Source organism: Streptomyces sp. DG2A-72 (assembly GCF_030499575.1).
Taxonomy (GTDB): Bacteria; Actinomycetota; Actinomycetes; order Streptomycetales; family Streptomycetaceae; genus Streptomyces.
Genome location: NZ_JASTLC010000001.1, coordinates 6,365,026 through 6,385,221, shown reverse-complemented (window position 1 = coordinate 6,385,221; position 20,196 = coordinate 6,365,026). Strand labels below are relative to the sequence as shown.

21 protein-coding genes and 1 pseudogene are annotated in these 20,196 nt (G+C 70.6%); 9 read left to right on the top strand and 13 right to left on the bottom strand.

All coding sequences use genetic code 11. From position 1 onward, the window contains the following. Positions 1-3 precede the first annotated feature (3 nt). The 3 genes and pseudogenes from QQY66_RS30450 to QQY66_RS30440 form a co-directional block, all read right to left on the bottom strand. Positions 4-401: pseudogene (locus tag QQY66_RS30450) on the bottom strand (ATP-binding protein). Between the two features lie 153 nt (positions 402-554). Continuing rightward, positions 555-1,838 (bottom strand): metallophosphoesterase, encoded by a 1,284-nt coding sequence (locus QQY66_RS30445; protein ID WP_301983460.1) that lies wholly within the window; start codon positions 1,836-1,838, stop codon positions 555-557. 45 nt (positions 1,839-1,883) lie between these two features. Beyond that, on the bottom strand, positions 1,884-2,126 hold the full coding sequence (locus tag QQY66_RS30440) for an SCO4848 family membrane protein (RefSeq protein ID WP_301983459.1): 243 nt from the start codon (positions 2,124-2,126) through the stop codon (positions 1,884-1,886). 91 nt (positions 2,127-2,217) lie between these two features. Between QQY66_RS30440 and QQY66_RS30435 the strand changes: the two genes are divergently transcribed. Beyond that, positions 2,218-3,498 (top strand): D-alanyl-D-alanine carboxypeptidase family protein, encoded by a 1,281-nt coding sequence (locus QQY66_RS30435; RefSeq protein ID WP_301983458.1) that lies wholly within the window; start codon positions 2,218-2,220, stop codon positions 3,496-3,498. On the opposite strand, the gene QQY66_RS30430 is transcribed toward QQY66_RS30435, so the two are convergent. From QQY66_RS30430 to QQY66_RS30415, 4 genes are read right to left on the bottom strand one after another with little or no spacing between them, the layout of a single operon-like run. After that, positions 3,446-4,363, bottom strand: a complete 918-nt coding sequence (locus QQY66_RS30430) for a YihY/virulence factor BrkB family protein (RefSeq protein ID WP_301983457.1) — start codon at positions 4,361-4,363, stop codon at positions 3,446-3,448. The two genes, QQY66_RS30435 and QQY66_RS30430, sit on opposite strands and share 53 nt — an antisense overlap. After that, positions 4,351-4,815 carry a GtrA family protein gene (locus tag QQY66_RS30425; RefSeq protein WP_301983456.1) on the bottom strand — a complete coding sequence of 155 codons (465 nt, stop codon included), beginning with the start codon at positions 4,813-4,815 and terminating at the stop codon, positions 4,351-4,353. The genes QQY66_RS30430 and QQY66_RS30425 overlap by 13 nt, the downstream gene beginning before the upstream one ends. After that, complete coding sequence (locus QQY66_RS30420; RefSeq protein WP_301983455.1) at positions 4,776-5,762, bottom strand: decaprenyl-phosphate phosphoribosyltransferase; 987 nt, start codon at positions 5,760-5,762, stop codon at positions 4,776-4,778. The genes QQY66_RS30425 and QQY66_RS30420 overlap by 40 nt, the downstream gene beginning before the upstream one ends. Next, positions 5,755-6,264: a phosphatase PAP2 family protein gene (locus QQY66_RS30415; RefSeq protein ID WP_301983454.1), complete on the bottom strand. Its 510-nt coding sequence runs from the start codon at positions 6,262-6,264 to the stop codon at positions 5,755-5,757. Before QQY66_RS30415 ends, QQY66_RS30420 begins: the two co-directional genes overlap by 8 nt. 130 nt (positions 6,265-6,394) lie before the next feature. Here QQY66_RS30415 and QQY66_RS30410 point away from each other — a divergent pair, with 130 nt between their 5' ends. Further along, positions 6,395-7,744, top strand: a complete 1,350-nt coding sequence (locus tag QQY66_RS30410) for an FAD-binding oxidoreductase (protein ID WP_301983453.1) — start codon at positions 6,395-6,397, stop codon at positions 7,742-7,744. A gap of 19 nt (positions 7,745-7,763) precedes the next feature. Further along, on the top strand, positions 7,764-8,519 hold the full coding sequence (locus tag QQY66_RS30405) for a decaprenylphospho-beta-D-erythro-pentofuranosid-2-ulose 2-reductase (RefSeq protein ID WP_301983451.1): 756 nt from the start codon (positions 7,764-7,766) through the stop codon (positions 8,517-8,519). Positions 8,520-8,528: 9 nt separating this feature from the next. On the opposite strand, the gene QQY66_RS30400 is transcribed toward QQY66_RS30405, so the two are convergent. Beyond that, complete coding sequence (locus tag QQY66_RS30400) at positions 8,529-9,107, bottom strand: 2'-5' RNA ligase family protein (RefSeq protein ID WP_301983450.1); 579 nt, start codon at positions 9,105-9,107, stop codon at positions 8,529-8,531. A 149-nt stretch (positions 9,108-9,256) separates the two neighbouring features. Continuing rightward, positions 9,257-10,270, bottom strand: coding sequence for a tryptophan--tRNA ligase (trpS, locus tag QQY66_RS30395; protein ID WP_301983449.1), 1,014 nt, complete (start codon positions 10,268-10,270; stop codon positions 9,257-9,259). 142 nt (positions 10,271-10,412) lie between these two features. Between trpS and QQY66_RS30390 the strand changes: the two genes are divergently transcribed. The 4 genes from QQY66_RS30390 (at position 10,413) to QQY66_RS30375 (ending at position 13,053) form a co-directional block, all read left to right on the top strand. After that, a complete protein-coding gene (locus QQY66_RS30390) occupies positions 10,413-10,973 on the top strand; it encodes an RNA polymerase sigma factor (protein WP_301983448.1) in 561 nt (186 codons plus the stop codon). Beyond that, positions 10,966-11,856: a hypothetical protein gene (locus tag QQY66_RS30385; RefSeq protein WP_301983447.1), complete on the top strand. Its 891-nt coding sequence runs from the start codon at positions 10,966-10,968 to the stop codon at positions 11,854-11,856. Before QQY66_RS30390 ends, QQY66_RS30385 begins: the two co-directional genes overlap by 8 nt. Before the next feature lie 141 nt (positions 11,857-11,997). Next, positions 11,998-12,657, top strand: a complete 660-nt coding sequence (locus QQY66_RS30380; protein ID WP_301983446.1) for a hypothetical protein — start codon at positions 11,998-12,000, stop codon at positions 12,655-12,657. A 105-nt stretch (positions 12,658-12,762) separates the two neighbouring features. Next, positions 12,763-13,053 carry a hypothetical protein gene (locus QQY66_RS30375; RefSeq protein ID WP_301983445.1) on the top strand — a complete coding sequence of 97 codons (291 nt, stop codon included), beginning with the start codon at positions 12,763-12,765 and terminating at the stop codon, positions 13,051-13,053. On the opposite strand, the gene QQY66_RS30370 is transcribed toward QQY66_RS30375, so the two are convergent. Both QQY66_RS30370 and QQY66_RS30365 read right to left on the bottom strand, forming a co-directional pair. Beyond that, positions 13,050-14,348 carry a transposase gene (locus QQY66_RS30370; protein ID WP_301983444.1) on the bottom strand — a complete coding sequence of 433 codons (1,299 nt, stop codon included), beginning with the start codon at positions 14,346-14,348 and terminating at the stop codon, positions 13,050-13,052. The two genes, QQY66_RS30375 and QQY66_RS30370, sit on opposite strands and share 4 nt — an antisense overlap. A 327-nt stretch (positions 14,349-14,675) precedes the next feature. After that, complete coding sequence (locus QQY66_RS30365) at positions 14,676-16,127, bottom strand: glycine hydroxymethyltransferase (RefSeq protein WP_301983443.1); 1,452 nt, start codon at positions 16,125-16,127, stop codon at positions 14,676-14,678. Between the two features lie 245 nt (positions 16,128-16,372). Here QQY66_RS30365 and rocD point away from each other — a divergent pair, with 245 nt between their 5' ends. Beyond that, a complete protein-coding gene (gene rocD / locus QQY66_RS30360) occupies positions 16,373-17,578 on the top strand; it encodes an ornithine--oxo-acid transaminase (protein WP_301983442.1) in 1,206 nt (401 codons plus the stop codon). On the opposite strand, the gene QQY66_RS30355 is transcribed toward rocD, so the two are convergent. Both QQY66_RS30355 and QQY66_RS30350 read right to left on the bottom strand, forming a co-directional pair. After that, on the bottom strand, positions 17,575-18,774 hold the full coding sequence (locus tag QQY66_RS30355; RefSeq protein WP_301983441.1) for a glutathionylspermidine synthase family protein: 1,200 nt from the start codon (positions 18,772-18,774) through the stop codon (positions 17,575-17,577). The genes rocD and QQY66_RS30355 overlap by 4 nt on opposite strands. Before the next feature lie 20 nt (positions 18,775-18,794). Then, entirely contained in the window at positions 18,795-19,151 is a 357-nt protein-coding gene (locus QQY66_RS30350) for a hypothetical protein (protein ID WP_301983440.1), read from the bottom strand. A gap of 150 nt (positions 19,152-19,301) precedes the next feature. Between QQY66_RS30350 and QQY66_RS30345 the strand changes: the two genes are divergently transcribed. Further along, positions 19,302-20,174, top strand: coding sequence for a hypothetical protein (locus tag QQY66_RS30345; protein ID WP_301987549.1), 873 nt, complete (start codon positions 19,302-19,304; stop codon positions 20,172-20,174). Positions 20,175-20,196: the final 22 nt, after the last annotated feature.

Below are 20,196 nucleotides of genomic sequence, written 5' to 3'. Positions count from 1 at the left end.
CGTCTAGGAGTCGGCCGGCACCAGCGCCCATACGGTCTTGCCGTGTCTGCCGCGGCTCCACACCCCCACGCCGCCGCGATGTTCTTCACGAGTTGGAGCCCGCGGCCGGTCTCCTCCCACTCGCCCACCACCCGCAGCCGGGGCTCCGCCAGGTCCTCGTCCGACACCTCGATAAGACAGCAGCCGTCCGCGAGAGCGGTCACCGCCACCTCGAACTCCCGCTCCAGCAAAGGACCGTGGCGTACGACGTTGGTGGCCGGCTCGGACACCAGCAGGACCGCGTCGGCCAGCGCCGGGTCCTGAGGACCGTGTCCCCAGTCGGCCAGATGGTCCCGCACCCTCCGCCGGGCGAGACCGACGGAAGCCGGATGCCGGGGCAGCCGGAAGGAGTTGCGTCTCACCTCTCTCCCCGGGACGTCGCGGGCTCGCCGCGTGCGGCGCCCCGAAGGGGCGCGGGCCTTATCGATATGCGGCTCCGCCGCGTGGGCGCGACCAGCCACAACGGACCCGCAGACAACTCACGACCCAACCCGGCACAACCCGCGAAGCGCTCGTCACGCCTGGCGTGACGCCAGCTCCACCACCGTGATGTCCGACGGCGCCCCCACCCGCGTCGGCGGCCCCCACGCGCCCGCGCCGCGGCTGACGTAGAGCTGGGTGTCGCCGTAGCGCTCCAGGCCCGCGACGGTCGGGTTGGCGGCTGCGGCGAGGAGGTTGCCGGGCCAGAGCTGGCCGCCGTGGGTGTGGCCGGAGAGCTGGAGGTCGACGCCGTGGTCGACGGCGTCGTGGATCTGGACGGGCTGGTGGGCGAGGAGCACGCACGCGCGTGTCGTGTCCCGGTCGCCGAGGGCCTTCTCGTAGTCGGGGCCCTGGCCCTCGTCCTCGCCCGAGACGTCGTTGACGCCCGCGAGGTCGAAGTGGGGCAGTTCCGTACGGGCGTTCTCCAGCGGGCGCAGGCCGAGCCGGCGCACCTCGTCGATCCACTGCTCGGCGCCGGAGAAGTACTCGTGGTTGCCGGTGACGAAGTAGGCGCCGTGCCGTGCCGTCAGCTGCGCCAGGGGTGCCGCCGCCGGGCCCAGGTCCTTGACGCTGCCGTCCACCAGGTTGCCGACCACCGCGATCAGGTCGGGCTGGGTCGCGTTGATCGTGTCGACGACCTTCTGCGCGAAGCCCCGGCCGAGGACCGGGCCCAGGTGGATGTCACTGACGACGGCGATCCGGAAACCGTGGGCGGCGCGCGGGAGTTTGGCCAGCGGGACGGTGACCCGCTTCACACTGGGGCCGTTCAGGACGCCGTACGTGCCGACACCGACCGTCCCGACGGCGGCTGCGGCCGCGGCGCCGCCGATGACTCGGGAGACGAAGAGGCGGCGGGAGGGGGCGCGCACCGGCTCCGAGGCGGGCACCGGCTCTGAGGCGGGCACGTCGGCTGCCGGGGCCTGCGTGGGGCCGGATCCACCAGTGGCCGCTCCCACCGGCACCGGCTCCTCCCGCACTACGGCCGTCTCGGCGGACGCCCGCCGTTCCAGCCACCGCCGCAGCAGTGGCCGTACGACCTCACCCGCCAGCACACCCAGAAGCAGATATATCGACAGGGCCAGCCACAGGAAGCCCGGCCAGGCCAGGAGCTGCTGGAGCCAGAACGGGGCGCCGGAGCGTTCGGCCACGAAGGCCGCGACCGTCAGGGCCCAGCCGCCGGCGATCAGCACCGCGCCCGTACGGCGCACCAGGCCCGGACCGCGCGTCGTGTCGCGGAACAGGCGGCGCCAGACGAGCCAGTTGCCCGCCACCAATGCGCCCAGCACGAGCAGCACCACGAGCGCGAAGACGATGACCACGGTGTCGTATCCCTCAGTTGTCGACGGTGCCGTACGGCTTGTCAGCTATGACGTTCGGCGCAGTGCGCGAATTCCGCGCAACCCGATGCCGCCGATGACCGTCCCCAATACGAAGGAAACGACGGCGAGCAGCAGGTGCACCCAGAAGTACGCGGTCGGGTCACCCGCGTCGTCGAACGCGAGCCCGCTGCCGTCCTTGACGAGGTTCTTGACGAAAGTGATCCAGATGATCCAGCTCCACACCCCGAAGGCGAGCAGGAACCAGGAGACGGGGCGGCTGAGCTTCATGCCTTCAGTATCGCCGCCGCCTGTCCGGATCCGTCGCCGGGGTGGGGCGGGCGGTGGGACTTCCCGGCCCGCGACAGGTACGTTCTCGACCGTGCCCGCACCCATGAAGACCGCCAGGCGATCCCTGCTGGTCACTTCCGCCACATTGTTGTCCCTTTCGCTGACCGCCGCGCCGGTTCTCGCGGCGCCCAAGCCAACGCCCTCGCCCTCGGCCACTCCCCCGGCGAACATGTCGACCGTGGGCGGCGCACGGCTCGGGAAGGCGGGGGCGCAGGTCAATCTCGCGAGCGGGGTACCGGTGCTCCCCAAGGATCTGTCCGCGCGGTCGTGGATCGTCTCCGACGCCGAGTCCGGTGACGTGCTGGCCTCGAACAACGCGCACTGGCGGCTGCCCCCGGCGAGCACGCTGAAGATGCTGTTCGCGGACACCGTGCTGCCGAAGTTCCCGAAGGCCATGAAGCACACCGTGGTGCCCAGCGACCTGGCCGGCATCGGTACCGGGTCCAGCCTGGTCGGGATCAAGGAGGGCGAGACGTACACGGTCCACGACCTGTGGCTCGGCGTCTTCCTGCGTTCCGGCAACGACGCGGTGCATGTGCTGTCCGCGATGAACGACGGCGTCGCGGACACCGTCAAGGAGATGAACGAGCACGCCGAGGAGCTCCAGGCCCTCGACACGAACGTGGTCAGCCCCGACGGCTACGACGCCCCCGAGCAGGTCTCGTCCGCGTACGACCTGACGCTGATCGCCCGCTCCGGGCTGCAGAAGAAGGACTTCCGCGAGTACTGCTCCACGGTGTCCGCGAATTTCCCGGGCAAGACGACGAAGAACAAGAAGGGCAAGACGGTCCGCGAGACCTTCGAGATCCAGAACACCAACCGGCTGCTGACCGGCGACAGCGGCCTCGCCCAGTACCAGGGCATCGCGGGCGTCAAGAACGGCAACACCACCAACGCCGGCTCCACCTTCACCGGCGTCGCCGAACGCAACGGCAAGGTGCTGCTGGTCACCGTCATGAACCCGGAGAAGGACGCGCCCAACGAGGTCTACAAGGAGACCGCCGCGCTCTTCGACTGGGGGTTCAAGGCGGCCGGCAAGGTGCAACCGGTGGGCGAGCTGGTGCCCCCGAAGAGCGCCGCGCAGGCCGGCGCCCAGCCGGGGGCGAACGACGGCGGTGAGGCCGGTGGCGCCGGGGACAGCGAGGCGTCCGCGAAGCCGGTGACGGGCGCGGCGGCCGAGAGCGGTTCCGGCGGGGTCGGGGTCGCGTTCGCGATCACCGGCGGGGTGCTGGTGCTGCTCGCGGCGGGCGCGTTCCTGGTCAACCGCCGGTGGCCGCTGCCTGATCTGGTGCGTCGCCGGACTCGTCCGTGACCCCGGCGATCTCGGTCTCCTTGCTCCCCGTCGCCGTCCACGCGGCACAGAACAGGACCAGCTTCGAGGTGAAGTTGATCCACAGCAGCAGGGCGACGGGGACGCCGAACGCGCCGTACATGCTCTTCCCGGCCACGCCCTGCATATAGCCACTGAGCAGCAGCTTGAGCAGCTCGAACCCGATCGCGCCGATCAGCGCGGCCACCATCAGCCGACGGCGCGGCGGTTCGACGCCGGGCAGCAGGGTGAGGACGTACAGGAGCACGAGGAAATTCGCGAGGACGGCGACGGCGAACGCGGCGATGTACAGCAGGACCCCGCCCCAGCCGCCCTCCTTGAGGCCGATCTGCTCGGTGATCCAGCCGACCATCGCGGAGGCGACGGTGGAGGCGGCGAGCGTCACGAGGGTCGCGCCGCCGAGGCCTACGAGGATGCCCGCGTCCTTGGCCTTGCTCAGGACCGGGTTCTCCTCGCTGTCGGGCAGCTCCCACACCGCGCGCAGACAGTCGCGCATCGAGCCGACCCAGCCGATGCCGGTGAACAGCAGCAGGGCGCCGGCGATGAGGCCGACGGTGCCGGCGTTGGCGACGAGGCCGTCGATGTTGAGCTGCTCGGAGATGCCGGGCACCTGCTCGGCGATCTTGTCCTCCAGCTCGTTCTGTCGGGATGTGCTGAGGGTCGCCGCGGCGATGGCGGCGGCCACCGTCAGCAGCGGGAAGAGCGCCACGAAGCTGATGAACGTCATCGCGGCGGCCAGCCGCGTCCACTTCACCCGGTCCAGACGCTCGTACGACCGCCACGCGTGCGTGGTCATCAATCGGGCCACCATCGGCCCGACGACAGGGAGCTTTTTCAGCCAGTCCATGATCCGACCCTGCCCTCGTTGCGGAAGACCAATGTCCGAGTGCCCCAAAACCGCAGGACAGTGGCGATCGCCATGCCGATTCCCGCGCCGGATACGGTGTCCGCGCGCTGCGAGGTGAAGCCGAGGCCATAGTGGCTGACGGCGAGGCACAGGAGCTGGACGAGCGCCCCTGCGGCGTTCACCGCGAAGAACACGGCGTACGGGCGCAGACCGCGCGGTCTGGTGGCCCGGTAGGTGCCGAACGCGTTGCCCACGTACGCCACGGAGCAGCCCGCCAGGAAGGAGATCGTCTTGGCGGTGAGCGGTCCTACTCCGGCGGGTCCGCGCAGCCAGGTGAAGAGGGCGAGGTCGACGGCGTAGGCGAGGAGGCCCACTCCGCCGAATCCCAGCAGTTCACGGCCGCGCGGCAGGTTCACCAGTTGGCCACCGCCAAGCCGTACATCGCCAGCCATGCCAGCGCGATGAGTGCGAGGGCGCGGTCGTGGAGGACGACGTCCTCGGGTTCGCCCGCGGTGCCGCGGTCGGCGAAGACGGCGTAGCGGAGGATCGCCACGATGAAGGCGACCATGGACAGCTGCCGCCACGGCAGGACGCTGGTGTTGGGGACGCCGCCCTCCTCGAGGGCCCACAGGCAGTAGCCGAGGACGGCGACGCCGGCCGCCAGCTGCCATACGAAGCGCAGGTAGCCGGTGGTGTATTCGGTGAGCAACGCGCGCGTGGCGCCCGCGGTGCCGGCCATCTGGACGGCTTCGGAGTAGCGCTTGGCCGCCACCATGAACAGCGCGCCGAAGCCGGTGGTGATCAGGAACCAGCGCGACAGGGGGATGTCGAGCGCGAGCCCGCCGACCATCGCCCGCATCAGGAACCCGGTGGTGACGACGACGAGGTCGACGACCAGGACGTGCTTGAGGCTGATGCAGTACGCCAGTTGCATGCCGATGTACGCGGTCAGCAGCGCAGCGACGGCGGGCGTGGTGAGCCAGGCCGCCGCGACCGGCGCGAGGAGGGCGAGGGCGCCGCCGACGGCGTACGCGACCGGTACGGGGACCTGGCCGGCGGCGACGGGGCGGTGGCACTTGGTGGGGTGGGCGCGGTCGGCCTCGGCGTCGCGGGCGTCGTTGATCAGGTAGACGGCGGCGGCGCAGGCCGTGAACAGCGCGAAGACCAGCGCGATGCGGGTGAGTGCGCCCGGCACGAGCAACTGCCCGGCGGCAGCGGGGGCGGCGACGACCAGGACGTTCTTGACCCACTGCTTGGGGCGTGCGGTCGTGAGGAGACCGCGCAGGAGGGGGCGTTTCGGGGGCGCGTTGGGGGTGGGGCGCACGCCGTCCGGGTAGTGCGCGGCCTTGGTGGGGCGCGTGCCCTCGGCGGGGGTCCTGATCGGTGCCGTCTCAGTCATGCCTGCTCCCCCGCATCCAGCGCGCCCCGAGACGCGCCGTCAGCGCTCCGAGCGCGGCCCCCGCCGCGACGTCGGAGGGGTAGTGCACGCCGACGACCAGGCGGGAGAGGCACATGGCGACGGCGAGCGGGGGGACGAGGGGGGCGCCGAGTGCGCCGTAGGCGACGGCCGCCGCGGCTGCCGAGGTGGCGTGCGAGCTCGGGAAGGAGTGACGGCCGGCGGTGCGCACGCGGGGCGCGAGATGCGTGGGACGCGCACGGCATACGACACGCTTCACGCCCATGCTGGCGACGTGCGCGCCCGCGGTGAGCGCTGTGCCCCGCAACCAGGCGCCGCGCCGCGCTCCGTCCACGGCCGCACCGGCGAGACCCGCCGCGATCCACAGCGCACCGTGCTCACCCGCCCAGGACAGGGCACGCGCGGCGCCCGCGACGCGCGGGTCCGCACCGCAGGCATGGAATGCGGAAAGGATTCGGTCGTCCATGGTGTCGAAGTCGTCCACTGGACTCACTGTTCACGCCACCCCTGCCGGAATTACGGCAATATTGAGCGACATCCCATTAATCACCCATTTCGGCGAGTGACGGAATGTTACGAAACAGGTCGACAAACCTCGGCTATACGGTCACCGCATGTCTGCCGACACCGTTTCCGTCACGGGATGGGGCCGCACCGCTCCCACCGCCGCCCGGCTGATCCGCCCACGGACGTACGAGGAGGCCGCGGCGGCCGTCCGGGGCTGCGGGGCCCGCGGCGGCATCCCCAGAGGGCTGGGACGGGCGTACGGGGACGCGGCGCAGAACGCCGGCGGGACCGTGCTCGACATGACGGCCCTGGACCGCGTCCACGCCATCGACGCCGAGGGCGGCACCGTCCTGTGCGACGCGGGTGTCTCACTGCACCGCCTGATGGAAGTCCTGCTGCCGCTCGGCTGGTTCGTCCCCGTCACGCCCGGCACCCGCCAGGTGACGGTCGGCGGCGCGATCGGCGCCGACATCCACGGCAAGAACCACCATGTGTCCGGCTCCTTCAGCAGGCACGTCCTGTCGCTGGAACTTCTCACCGCCGACGGCGAGATCCGCACCGTCGGCCGCGACACCCCCCTCTTCGACGCGACGGCCGGCGGTATGGGCCTGACCGGCGCCATCCTGACCGCGACGGTCCAGCTCCAGCCGGTACAGACCTCCCTCATGTCCGTCGACACCGAACGCGCCACGGACCTCGACGATCTGATGGCCCGTCTGACCGCGACCGACCACCTCTACCGCTACTCGGTCGCCTGGATCGACCTCCTGGCACGCGGCGCGGCGACGGGCCGCGCGGTGCTGACCCGCGGCGACCACGCACCGCTCGACACGCTGCCCGCACGCGCGCGTAGAGCCCCGCTTTCGTTCCGCCCCGCCCAGTTGCCGCCCGCCCCCGCCTTCCTCCCGGAGGGGCTGCTCACCCGTACCACCGTGGGGCTGTTCAACGAGCTCTGGTACCGGAAGGCGCCACGCGCGCGTACCGGTCAGCTGCAGAAGCTCTCCACCTTCTTCCACCCCCTCGACGGCGTCCCCCACTGGAACCGCGTCTACGGCCGCAGCGGCTTCGTGCAGTACCAGTTCGTCGTCGGATACGGCCAGGAGGACGCCCTGCGCCGGATCGTGCGGCGCATCTGCGAGCACCGCTGCCCGTCGTTCCTCGCCGTCCTCAAGCGCTTCGGGGACGCCGACCCGGGCTGGCTCTCCTTCCCCGTGCCCGGCTGGACGCTGGCCCTGGACATCCCGGCCGGACTGCCCGGCCTCGGCGCCCTCCTCGACGAACTGGACGAGGAGGTGGCCGCGGCGGGCGGGCGCGTCTACCTGGCCAAGGACGCCCGGCTGCGTCCGGAACTGCTCTCCTCGATGTACCCCCGGCTCGACGAGTTCCGCGCCCTGCGTGCGCAGTTGGACCCGCGCGGGGTGTTCGTGTCGGACCTGTCGCGCCGCCTCACCCTCTAGGCAACCTCTAGGAGCTGTCGTGAAGGACGCCTTCGGCCTCCCCCAGTCCCTGCTCGTCCTCGGCGGTACGTCCGAGATCGCGCTGGCCACCGCGCGCCGCCTGATCGCCCGCCGCACCCGCACGGTGTGGCTGGCGGGCCGCCCGACGCCCGCGCTCGACGGGGCCGCCGCCGAACTGCGCGCCCTCGGGGCCGAGGTGCACACCGTCCCCTTCGACGCGCTCGACCCCGACTCCCACGAAACAGTGCTCGGCAAGGTCTTCGCGGAGGGCGACATCGACATGGTGCTGCTCGCCTTCGGCATCCTCGGCGACCAGGCGCACGACGAGCGCGAACCGGCCGCCGCGGTACGGGTCGCGCAGACCAACTACACGGGCGCGGTGTCCTCGGCACTCGTCGCCGCGCGCGCGTTGCAGACCCAGGGCCACGGCTCCCTGGTCGTGCTCTCCTCCGTCGCCGGCGAACGCGCCCGCCGCGCCAACTTCATCTACGGCTCCAGCAAGGCCGGCCTCGACGCCTTCACCCAGGGCCTGGGCGACGCGCTCCACGGCACCGGCGTGCACGTCATGGTCGTACGCCCCGGGTTCGTACGGTCGAAGATGACCGCCGGACTGGAAGAGGCACCGCTCGCCACGACTCCGGAAGCGGTCGCGACGGCCATCGAGCTGGGCCTGAGGCGGCGCTCGGAGACGGTGTGGGTGCCGGGCGCACTGCGGCTGGTGATGTCGGCGCTGCGGCATGTGCCGCGGGCGGTGTTCCGGCGGCTGCCGCTCTAGGGCCGAGTTCTAGCGAGTCGGCAGGGAGCCCCGCTCCACGTGATCCGGCTGCGGTGGTACGACCGCGCTGCCGAAGGTGAACTCGCGCAGCTTGCGCCATACGCCGTCGGCGCCCTGTTCGTAGAGCGCGAAGCCGGTGCAGGGCCAGGCGGCGGTGTAGTCGGCGAGTTCCTCGAAGGCGTGGTCCATCGCCTCGTCGTCGATGCCGTGCGCCACGGTGACATGCGGGTGGTACGGGAACTGCAGCTCGCGAGCCACCGGGCCGGACGCGTCGCGGACCTGCTTCTGCAGCCAGGTGCAGGCCGCGGCGCCCTCGACGACCTGGACGAACACGACCGGGGACAGGGGGCGGAAGGTGCCCGTGCCGGACAGCCGCATCGGGAAGGGGCGCACGGCGGCCGCGACCTCGACGAGGTGGGCCTCGATCGCGGGCAGCTCGCCGTCGTCGACCTCTGTCGGCGGCAGCAGGGTGACGTGCGTGGGGATGCCGTGCGCCGCGGCGTCGCCGAAGCCCGCGCGCCGCTCCTGGAGCAGGCTGCCGTGAGGCTCCGGGACCGCGATCGACACACCGATCGTTACGGTCCCCACGTCGTCTCCTGTCGTCTTTTTCGGGTGCGTTCCCAGCCGTCCGGCTATCGACTGTACGGCCACGGGTGTGTTGTGGGCAGGCGCAACCGTAGTGATGTGCAGCGCTCTGCCCAGTAGTACGTCTGTGCGGTGGTGCGCCTGAGTGCCTGTCAGTGCTTCGCGGGCAGGAAGCCCACCCTGTCGTACGCCTGGGACAGGGTCTCCGCGGCGACGGCACGCGCCTTCTCCGCGCCCTTGGCGAGGATCGAGTCCAGCGTCTCCGGGTCGTCCAGGTACTGCTGGGTGCGCTCGCGGAACGGCGTCACGAACCCGACCATGATCTCGGCAAGGTCGGTCTTGAGTGCGCCGTAGCCCTTGCCGTCGTACTTCTGCTCCAGGTCCGCGACCCCCTCGCCCGTGAGGGTCGAGTAGATGGTGAGCAGGTTGCTGACGCCCGGCTTGTTCTCCGCGTCGAAGCGGATCACGGTGTCCGTGTCGGTGACCGCGCTCTTGACCTTCTTGGCGGTGGCCTTGGGATCGTCGAGCAGATTGATCAACCCCTTCGGGGTTGACGCCGACTTGCTCATCTTGATCGACGGTTCCTGGAGGTCGTAGATCTTCGCCGTCTCCCTGAGGATGTACGGCTTCGGAATCGTGAAGGTCGCGCCGAAGCGGCCGTTGAAGCGCTCGGCGAGGTCACGGGTGAGCTCGATGTGCTGGCGCTGGTCCTCGCCGACCGGGACCTCGTTCGCCTGGTAGAGCAGGATGTCCGCGACCTGGAGGACCGGGTACGTGAAGAGGCCGACGCTGGCACGGTCGGCGCCCTGCTTGGCGGACTTGTCCTTGAACTGGGTCATGCGGGAGGCCTCGCCGAAGCCGGTGAGGCAGTTCATGATCCAGGCGAGCTGGGCGTGCTCGGGGACATGGCTCTGGACGAAGAGCGTGCAGCGCTCCGCGTCGAGTCCCGCGGCCAGCAGCTGCGCCGCGGCGAGGCGGGTGTTGGCCCGCAGCTCCTTCGGGTCCTGCGGAACCGTGATCGCGTGCAGGTCGACGACCATGTAGAACGCGTCGTGGGTCTCCTGCAGGGCCACCCACTGACGGACGGCGCCGAGGTAGTTGCCGAGGTGGAACGAGCCTGCGGTGGGCTGGATTCCGGAGAGCACGCGAGGACGATCAAGGGCCATGTCCACCATTCTCTCAGGTCTCAGAGGGCGATCCGGAACGGGCTGAGAACTGGCCGGGAACAGGTGGGAACCGATCTGGCCCCGGCGGTGTAACAAGAGTGTGAGGACGCGGGAGGGGGGCCGCATCGTCGATGAGGCCGCGGTGATCGCACGCGTACGCGCCGGAGAGCCGGAGGCGTATGCGGAGCTGGTGCGGGCCCATACGGGCATCGCGCTGCGTGCGGCCGCGGCGCTCGGGGCGGGTGCGGACGCGGAAGACGTGGTGCAGCAGGCCTTCGTAAAGGCGTACTGCGCGCTGGGCCGGTTCAAGGACGGCGCGGCGTTCAAGCCCTGGCTGCTGTCGATCGTCGCCAATGAGACGAGGAACACAGTGCGCACGGCGGCCCGCCAGCGCACGCTCGCCGGCCGCGAGGCGGCGTTCGTGGAGGCGGAGCCGCTGATACCGGCTTCGGCGGACCCGGCGGTGGCGGCCCTGGAGATAGAGCGCCGGGTCGCGCTGCAGACCGCTCTGGAGAAGCTGAGCGAGGAGCACCGTCTGGTCGTCACCTACCGCTATCTGCTGGAGATGGACGAGTCCGAGACGGCCCAGGCCCTGGGCTGGCCCAGGGGCACGGTGAAGTCCCGGCTCAACCGCGCCCTGCGGAAGCTGAGCAGGCTGCTGCCGGATTTCCAGCCTCGGGAAGGGGGTGATGAGCATGAGTGACGGCCAGGAGTCGTACGACGACCAGGACGGCGGCCGGCGTCGCGGCGAGGCCTCGCGGCTGCCGGAGGAACTGAGGGCGCTGGGTCGGTCGCTGGACCGGCCCGGGGCCGACGGTTCCGAGACGATGGTCGAGCGGGTGCTGCAGCAGATACTCGCCGAGCAGGTGCCCGTACCGGTGGCCGAGCCGTCGGGCACCGGTGAGCGGCTGCGGGTGGTCCGGCGGTGGACGCGGGTGCGATGGCGTGCGCTGACCGCGGCGCTGTGCGGTCTGCTGACGGTGCTGGTGCTCACGCCTCCGGTGCGGGCCACGGTCTTCGACTGGTTCGGCTTCGGCGGGGTCGAGGTGCGGTACGACCCGTCGGCGGAGCCTTCTCCGGGTGCCGAGGTGCCCGGCTGCGGGAGGTCGGTGTCGCTGGCGCAGGCGGAGCGGCGGGCCGGGTTCGCGCCGCTGGTGCCCAAGGCGTTCGGCACGCCGGAGGCCGTGGCGGTGACGGCCGAGCCGCAGGGGCGGTTCCTGGTGACGTTGTGCCGTCAGGAGGACGGGCGCACGATCCGGCTGGACGAGTACCCGGCCCGCCTGGACGTCTCCTTCGCCAAGACCGTGCGCGAACAGCCGGAGTGGCTGCAACTGGGCGGGGGCGGCACGTCGGGCTCGGACCTGGCCCTGTGGTTCCCCCGGCCACACCTGCTCAGCTTCTGGCTGGTCGACGAGAACGGGGACCGCTACACCCGCAAGGAACGGACAGCGGGTCCAACGCTGCTGTGGATGCACCGGACGGACGGCGAGGACGTGACGCTGCGGCTGGAGGGAGTGGCGTCGAGGGAGCGGGCGATGGAGATCGCGAAGTCGCTCGAGAAATCCTCGAAATCCGGATCCGAATAGAGCGGCAAAGGTGGGAACCCCGGCGGGTCGGGCGGTGTACCAGAAGTGACACGCGGCCCACGGACGGGCCGCACCGGACCGGTGGGGGACCTCATGGTGAGGATGCGTCAACTGATCGCTACCGCAGGGGCATTGGCCACGATGCTGACTCTGGCTCTCCTGGGCGCGCCTCCCGCGTCCGCCGGCGGGCCGACGAGCGTGCTCCTGGCCTCGCCGACCACCCAGCAGGCCACGGGGCTCTACTCCACCGCCCCGGAGTACAACCGGCTGCAGACACTGCTCGATCGGACGAACCGTGGTCTCGACGCGGACAAGCGGGCCCGTGAGCTTGCCTCCGCCTCGGGCGAGTACGTCAACATCACGTGGATGGTCCACGATGTGGCGCCCTGGCGGCAGGACTCCGTGATCGTGAGCGACGCCGAGGACATATGGATCAACACGGCATTGGGCACACCGCCCGAAGGAAACGACCAGTGGAAGAAGGCTGAGCGGCCTGCTCAGCTGCACACCCTGCTCGCACAGCTCGGTGTGATCGACAAGGTCTCGAACCCGGGATCCGCCGGTGCTGCGGACAAGGGCGGCACAGCAGACAAGGGCAGCACGGCGGACACCGCTGCCACCACGACGCGGGCAGCCACCACGGGCGCCTCCGATGACACCGACTGGTGGTGGGCGCTCCCGGGTGCGGCGGCCGGAGCCGTGCTGGCACTGGTGCTGCGACCGTTCGCCGCGCGGAAGCTGCCTCTGCCACATCTACGCGACGCGGAGCGAGGGCCGCGGCAGGAGCTGCGCGACATCTGAGGTCATCTGAGGTCGGTGGATCAGAAGACAGGCCGGGAGTTCAGTAGAGGGGGGACCGCTGTGAGATCGGGAGGGGGAGGAATGGCACACCGTCGCAGACGCACGATGAGGCGACTCGCCGTGCTGACGCCGGTGCCATTGGCGATGGCCCTGTTCGCTGCGCCCGCGGTCGCCGCACCGGGACCGGACGGGGACATCCCCGATCTGGCGATCGTGACGGCGGCCGGCACAGGGCGGACGACAGTGCTGCGCTCCGGCGAGCAGGACTTCGCCCGTCTCTGGCAGCTGCTGCAGCCCACCTACACCGGGACGGAGCAGGTACCGGAGGGCTGGTTCGAGGGCCGGCCGGTATCCGCCGGTGCGGATCATCGTGGTTTGACATCCTCCCCCTCTTAAAAGAGGGGGATTCCAACCCAGGTGGGTTGAGGTTCACGGGCGCTCGAACGGCCGGTGGCCGCTGTCACCCCTCCGGCACCGGCTGAGCGCCGGGGGCGGGGGATCCCGCCCTGTCCTGCCGCGACGTTGTTCGCTGCGTTCTCGTCGGCGTTGCTGGTGAACCCGCAGGACACACAGACGAAGTCGGCTTGGCTCTTGCGCGACTTCTTCTCGATCCATCCGCAGGCGGAGCAACGCAGAGACGTGAAGGGTGCGGGGACGTCCTCGACCCGGCCCGGAGCCTTGTCCTGCGTGCGTCGCCGCAGCAGCCCCCAGCCCTGGGCGAGGATCACCCGGTTCAGCCCTGCCTTCTGCCCCACCTTCGTGCCGGGCTGCTCGACAGTCCCCTTTGCCGAGCGGGTCATGTTCTTGATGTTCAGCTTCTCGAACCGCACCAGACCGTACGACCTGGCGAGCATGGTGCTGGTCTTCTCGCACCAGTCCTTGCGCCGGGCGCCTTCGCGCGCCTTGAGTCTGGCGGCCTTGGCGTACTCGGCGGCCTTGGCCTCGCTGCCCCTCGGGGCGCGGGCAGCACGCCGCTGGTGCTTACGGATCTGCGCGCGCTCCTTGACCGTGAGCTGCGGGCAGTTCAGCTTCCGCCCGTCCGAGAGGGCGGCGGTGATCTTCACACCCCGGTCGATGCCAATGACCTCACCCGTGCCGGGTGCGTCAGCTGGCACGGGAACGACGGCGAACGCGAGATGCCACTGCCCGTTACGGAAGGTGACCCGGAACGTCTTCGCGGCGGGCAGGCAGGCGCCCTTGCCCTTGCGGGACAGGCGCAAGCGCACCCAGCCGCAGCCGGGCACCTTCACTTGCGCCCAGCGCCGGTTCAGCTTCTGCACCACGACACAGCGGCCCATGACCTGCTTGCCCTTGGCATTCAGCTTCGGGGTACCGTCCGCCTCGAACTCCGGTACGCGGTCGGTGCCGATGACACGGAAGCCTTCATGCCGGAACTTCTTACGCCAGGTCGGTTCACCGAACCCGGAGGCGAACCGGGCGTTCTTGGCCTTGGCGAAGTCCTTCAGAGCCTGCTGCTGGACGTCCGCGTTACCAGCGCGCAGCCATGCGTAGTCACGCCGGGCCTCGGTGAGCTGGCGGCACTGCTCAGCGAAACCGGGCGCGGCCCCGCGCCCCTTGTACCAGTGCGAGTGCTGCTCGACGGCAAGGTTCCAGACGTAGCGGGCGTGCGCGCAGTGGTCAAGCATGATGCTCGCCTGCTCGCTCGTCGGGTACATCCGGAAGCGCGACATGTCGTGAACCTAGACCCCACGTTCACCGACCGGGCAGGCTATCGATCAACATCACCTGTGTGAGTGACCGCTCCCGGCCGCCGACCCGGCCGCCACCGGCCATAAGGCTCTCAACTCTCCCTCACCACCGCCTGTTTGTGGTCGTCCTGTGCCGGGGCTGGCCGTCGGGTTCGCTGCCGGCGGCGCCGGCACGCTGCTGATACGCCGCGCGGCGGCCGGGCACGGGGCCGGGCCGCCGCGGGAGGAGCCACGACAGGAACTGATCGATCTTTGAGTATGGATCTTTGAGCATCGATCCTTGAAGTTCCGCATACGTCGGGCCAGGCGTCAGCCCAGGTCGATTTCCGGGTACAGCGGGAAGCCGGCGACCAGGTCGGTCGCGCGGTGGGAGATCTCGTCGGCGACCTTGGGATCGAGGATGTGGGCGGCCTTGGAGGGGGCCCCCGACTTGGTGGTGCCGGGTTCCGTGGTGGTGAGGACTCGGTCGATGAGGGCGGCGACCTCGTCCATCTCGGCGGTGCCCAGGCCGCGGGTGGTCAGGGCGGGGGTGCCGATGCGGATACCGGAGGTGTACCAGGCGCCGTTGGGGTCGGCCGGAATGGAGTTGCGGTTGGTGACGATGCCGGATTCGAGCAGGGCAGCCTCGGCCTGGCGGCCGGTGAGGCCGTAGGAGGAGGCGACGTCGATCAGGTTGAGGTGGTTGTCGGTGCCGCCGGTCACCAGGGTCGCGCCCCGGCGCATCAGGCCGTCGGCGAGGGCGCGGGAGTTGTCGACGATGCGCTGGGCGTAGTCACGGAAGGAGGGCTGACGTGCCTCGGCGAGGGCGACGGCCTTGGCGGCCATGACGTGCGGGAGCGGGCCGCCGAGGACCATCGGGCAGCCGCGGTCGACCTGGTCCTTGAGGGAGTCGTCGCACAGGACCATGCCGCCGCGGGGGCCGCGGAGGGACTTGTGGGTGGTGGTGGTGACGATCTGGGCGTGCGGGACCGGGTCGAAGTCACCGGTGAGGACCTTGCCGGCCACCAGGCCCGCGAAGTGCGCCATGTCCACCATCAGGGTCGCCCCGACCTCGTCGGCGATCTCCCGCATGATCCGGAAGTTCACGAGACGGGGGTAGGCGGAGTAGCCGGCGACGATGATCAGCGGCTTGAACTCTCGGGCGGAGGCGCGCAGGGCCTCGTAGTCCACCAGTCCGGTCTGCGGGTCGGTGCCGTAGGAGCGCTGGTCGAACATCTTGCCGGAGATGTTCGGGCGGAAGCCGTGGGTGAGGTGGCCGCCGGCGTCCAGGGACATGCCGAGCATGCGCTGGTTGCCGAAGGCCTGGCGGAGCTCGGCCCAGTCGGCCTCGGAGAGGTCGTTGACCTGGCGGACGCCGGCCTTCTCCAGGGCGGGGGCCTCGACGCGGGCGGCGAGGACGGACCAGAAGGCGACGAGGTTGGCGTCGATGCCGGAGTGCGGCTGGACGTAGGCGTGGCGGGCGCCGAAGAGTTCGCGGGCGTGCTCGGCGGCGAGGGACTCGACGGTGTCGACGTTGCGGCAGCCGGCGTAGAAGCGGCGGCCGATGGTGCCCTCGGCGTACTTGTCGCTGAACCAGTTGCCCATGGCGAGCAGGGTGGCCGGGGAGGCGTAGTTCTCGGAGGCGATCAGCTTGAGCATCTCGCGCTGATCGTGGACCTCCTGGCCGATGGCGTCGGCGACGCGCGGCTCGACGGCGCGGATCACGTCGAGGGCGGCACGGAAGGCGGTGGACTCGGTGGAGAGGGGCTGCTGGTCTGACATGTGGTCGGCCTCCGGGCGGCGTGGCTTGAAGCGGTCACGGTTCACGGTTCGGCCCAGGCGCACGGCACTCGCTCGTCGGGCCCGAGGGTCAGGCCGTCGAGGGCCGCTCCCCGATGGTCGGTCCCATCCCAGCGCGCCAGTCACGGCCCGCGATCAGCCTACCGGGCGCATGAGTCGGCTTGGCTCCCGCGTCCGGCATCCGAGCGACGATAGGAAGGGGATCCGCCTCATGTTCGGGAGTTGCCGTGACCGCTACGGAAAGCCTCATCGAAGCCGCCGACGCCCACAGCGCGCACAACTACCACCCGCTGCCGGTCGTCGTGGCGACGGCGGACGGCGCCTGGATGACGGATGTCGAGGGGCGGCGGTATCTGGATCTGCTGGCCGGATATTCGGCGCTCAACTTCGGTCACCGCAACCGGCGGCTGATCGATGCGGCGAAGGCGCAGCTGGAGCGGGTGACGCTGACGTCGCGGGCGTTTCACCACGACCGGTTCGCCGCGTTCTGCGCGGAGCTGGCCGAGCTGTGCGGCATGGAGATGGTGCTGCCGATGAACACCGGCGCGGAGGCGGTGGAGACGGCCGTGAAGACGGCCCGGAAGTGGGGGTACCGGGTCAAGGGCGTGCCGGCGGAGATGGCGAAGATCGTGGTCGCGGGCGGCAATTTTCACGGCCGTACGACGACGGTCATCAGCTTCTCCACGGACCCGGAGGCGCGCGCGGACTTCGGGCCGTACACACCGGGCTTCGCGATCGTGCCGTACGGGGATCTGACGGCGATGCGGGAGGCGATGACCGAGAACACCGTGGCGGTGCTGCTGGAGCCGATCCAGGGCGAGTCGGGGGTGATCGTGCCGCCGCCCGGTTATCTGCCGGCGGTGCGGGAGCTGGCGCGGGAGCGGAATGTTCTCTTCGTCGCCGACGAGATCCAGTCGGGGCTGGGGCGGACGGGACGTACCTTCGCGTGCGAGCACGAGGGGGTGGTGCCCGACATGTATGTGCTGGGCAAGGCCCTCGGCGGTGGCGTTGTGCCCGTGTCGGCCGTGGTGTCGAGTGCCGAGGTGCTGGGGGTGTTCCGGCCCGGGGAGCACGGGTCGACGTTCGGCGGGAATCCGCTGGCCTGTGCGGTGGCGCTGGAGGTGCTGGCGATGCTGCGGACGGGCGAGTTCCAGGCGCGGGCCACGGAGCTGGGCGAGCATCTGCAGCGGGAGCTGGCGGCGCTGGTCGGCACGGGCCACGTGACGGAGGTGCGGGGGCGCGGGCTGTGGGCGGGCATCGACATCGCCCGGGCGTACGGGACGGGGCGGGAGGTGTCCGAGAAGCTGATGGACCGGGGTGTCCTGGTGAAGGACACCCATGGGGCGACGATCCGCATCGCGCCGCCCCTGGTGATCGGAAAGGAGGACCTGGACTGGGGGCTGGCCCAGCTGCGGGGCGTACTGGAGGTCTAGAGGATCACGTGCGGCAGAAAGCGTGCGTACTCGTCCGTGATCAGGCCGGACGACTCCCGGATGCCGAGGCCCGCCGACTCGTTCCCGACGACCCAGGCGCCGAGGACGACCCGGTTGCCGTCGAAGTCGGGAAGGGGGGCCAACTCCTGGTAGCAGCAGGGCTCTTCGCGTACGGCGGGATCGGCGTCGGTGTCCAAGGGGCGCGGCTCGTGAATCGTCACGCCCGCGCCCTCCCGGCCCAGCAGGGGCTTGGCGACGTAGCCCGTGGTGGTGGCCAGGTCGCGGGGGCCGTCGAGGTAGGCGGGGAGCAGGTTGGGGTGGCCCGGAGAGAGCTCCCAGAGGATGGCCAGCAGGGCCTTGTTGCTGAGCAGCATCTTCCAGGCCGGTTCGATCCACAGGGTGCTGCCGGTGCCGCCGCCGCTGTCGAGGGTGTCGAGGACGTGGCCGGCGAAGCGGTCGGTGGTGAGCCATTCCCAGGGATAGAGCTTGAAGCAGCTGCGGATGAAGCGGAGTCGGTTGTCGACGAAGCGGCCGGAGAGGCGGTCCCAGCCGATCTCCTCCATGGAGATCCAGGCGGTGTCCAGACCTGCCTGTTCCGCCGTCTCCTTCAGATAGGCGACCGTCATCAGGTCCTCGCCGAGTTCGTCGGCCGAGGAGTGCGCGAAGTAGAGCGGGCTGCCGGGCGGGAGCAGCGCGGACTGCTGTTTCCAGGCGTCGATGAGGCGTTCGTGGAGAGAGTTCCACTGGTCGGCGCCCGGGAAGCGTTCCTCCATCCAGAACCACTGGGGCGAGGCCGCCTCCACCAGGGAGGTGGGGGTGTCCGCGTTGTACTCAAGGAGCTTCGCCGGGCTCGTGCCGTCGTAGCGGAGGTCGAAACGGCCGTAGACGGAGGGGAGTTCGGTGCGGCGGCGCCAAGCCTCGGTGACCGCCTCGACGATGCGCGGGTCGGTGATGCCGAGGTCGGCGAAGCGGTCCTCGCGCACGATGTGCTCGGCCGCTGCCAGGCACATGCCGTGCAGTTCCTCGACGACCTGCTCCAGCGCCTCCACTTCCGGGAGGGAGAAGACGTAGTAGGCGCTCTCGTCCCAGTAGGGGCGCAGGGAGTCGTCGGGGTGGCGGGTGAGGGGATAGATGAGGCCCTGTTCCTCGACGGTCTGCTGCCAGCCGGGGCGGGGCTCGATGATGCGGCGTTCCATGGGTGTCGGTACGTTCCCGTTCAGCCGCCGGAGCTGCCCTTGTCGCTGCCGAAGCCGCCCCGGTCGACTCCGCTGCCGCCGCTGCTCCCGCCACTGCCCGAAGAACTGCCGGATCCCTTGCCGGACTTGGTGAAGGAGCCGCCCTTGACCCAGTCGCCCTTCTTCTTGCCGCCGTAGTAGTAGGCGCCGTCGACGGTCGTGGCCGACTTGCAGTTCTTGTCGGCGACGATGGTGTAGCCCTTGCCGAGGCGGTAGCTGTCGCGGTCCACGCAGCGTTTGTCGGGGGCGGAGGAGCAGGAGGTCAGGGCTGCGGCGAGCAGTCCCATGCCGCCCAGTACGACCGTGCCTGAGCGCAGTTGCCGGCGCGTGTCCGCCATGTCCATGTCTCCCCGTTGATGTTGCGATCCGCTGGTGGTGCGATCCGTAGATGCGTGATCTTCGGCGGTCAGCTTAGAGATCGGTAAGAGAAGCCCCGCAGTCGGGCCGCCCCTCGTTCCCTCCCCTACAGTCACTTTGTGCTCTTTGGAATGGTGTGCGCCCTTGGTGCCGCGGTCTGCTTCGGTACGGCGACGGTGTTGCAGGCGATGGCGACGCGGACGGCGGACACCGGCCGGGGCGGGGAGGCCGCGCTGTTCCTGCGGGCGGTCCGGCAGTGGCGGTATCTGGCCGGACTGGCGCTCGACGGGTTGGGGTTCTTGTTCCAGGTCGCCGCGCTGCGCTCGGTGCCGATCTACGCGGTCGGCGCGGCGCTGGCCTCCAGCCTCGCCGTGACGGCGGTGGTCGCGGCGCGGCTGCTGCGGGTACGGCTCACCGGGAGCGAGTGGGGCGCGGTGGGGGTCGTGTGTGCCGGGCTCGCGATGCTGGGGGTGGCGTCGGGGACGGAGGGCGACCGGGGCGGGCCGGCGGCGTTGGAGTACGCGATGCTCGCCATGGCCGTGGCCGTCCTGCTGCTCGGGCTGAGCGGCGGGCGGCTGCCGGAGCGAGGGCGCTCCCTGCTGCTGGGTCTGGGTGCCGGGTTCGGCTTCGGCGTGGTCGAGGTGGCGGTGCGGCTGATCGACTCGCTCGTGCCCTCGGACCTCCTCGCGAATCCGGCGACGTACGCGCTGCTGCTGGGCGGCGGTGCCGCGTTCCTGTCGCTGACCTCGGCCCTCCAGCGCGGGTCGGTGACGACCGCCACCGCCGGGATGGTGATCGGGGAGACCGTCGGGCCCGCGCTGGTGGGCGTGGTGTGGCTGGGCGACCGTACGCGGGAAGGGCTGGCGTGGCTCGCCGTGCTGGGGTTTCTGGTGGCCGTGGCGGGGGCGCTGGCGCTGGCGCGGTTCGGGGAGGTGACGGAGGAGGCGCCTGAGCCGGCCGGCCCCGGGAATGTCCCGAGTTCTTCACGGAGGTCAGGGGGGTGAGGGGCTCCCTGGCGTTCCGCTG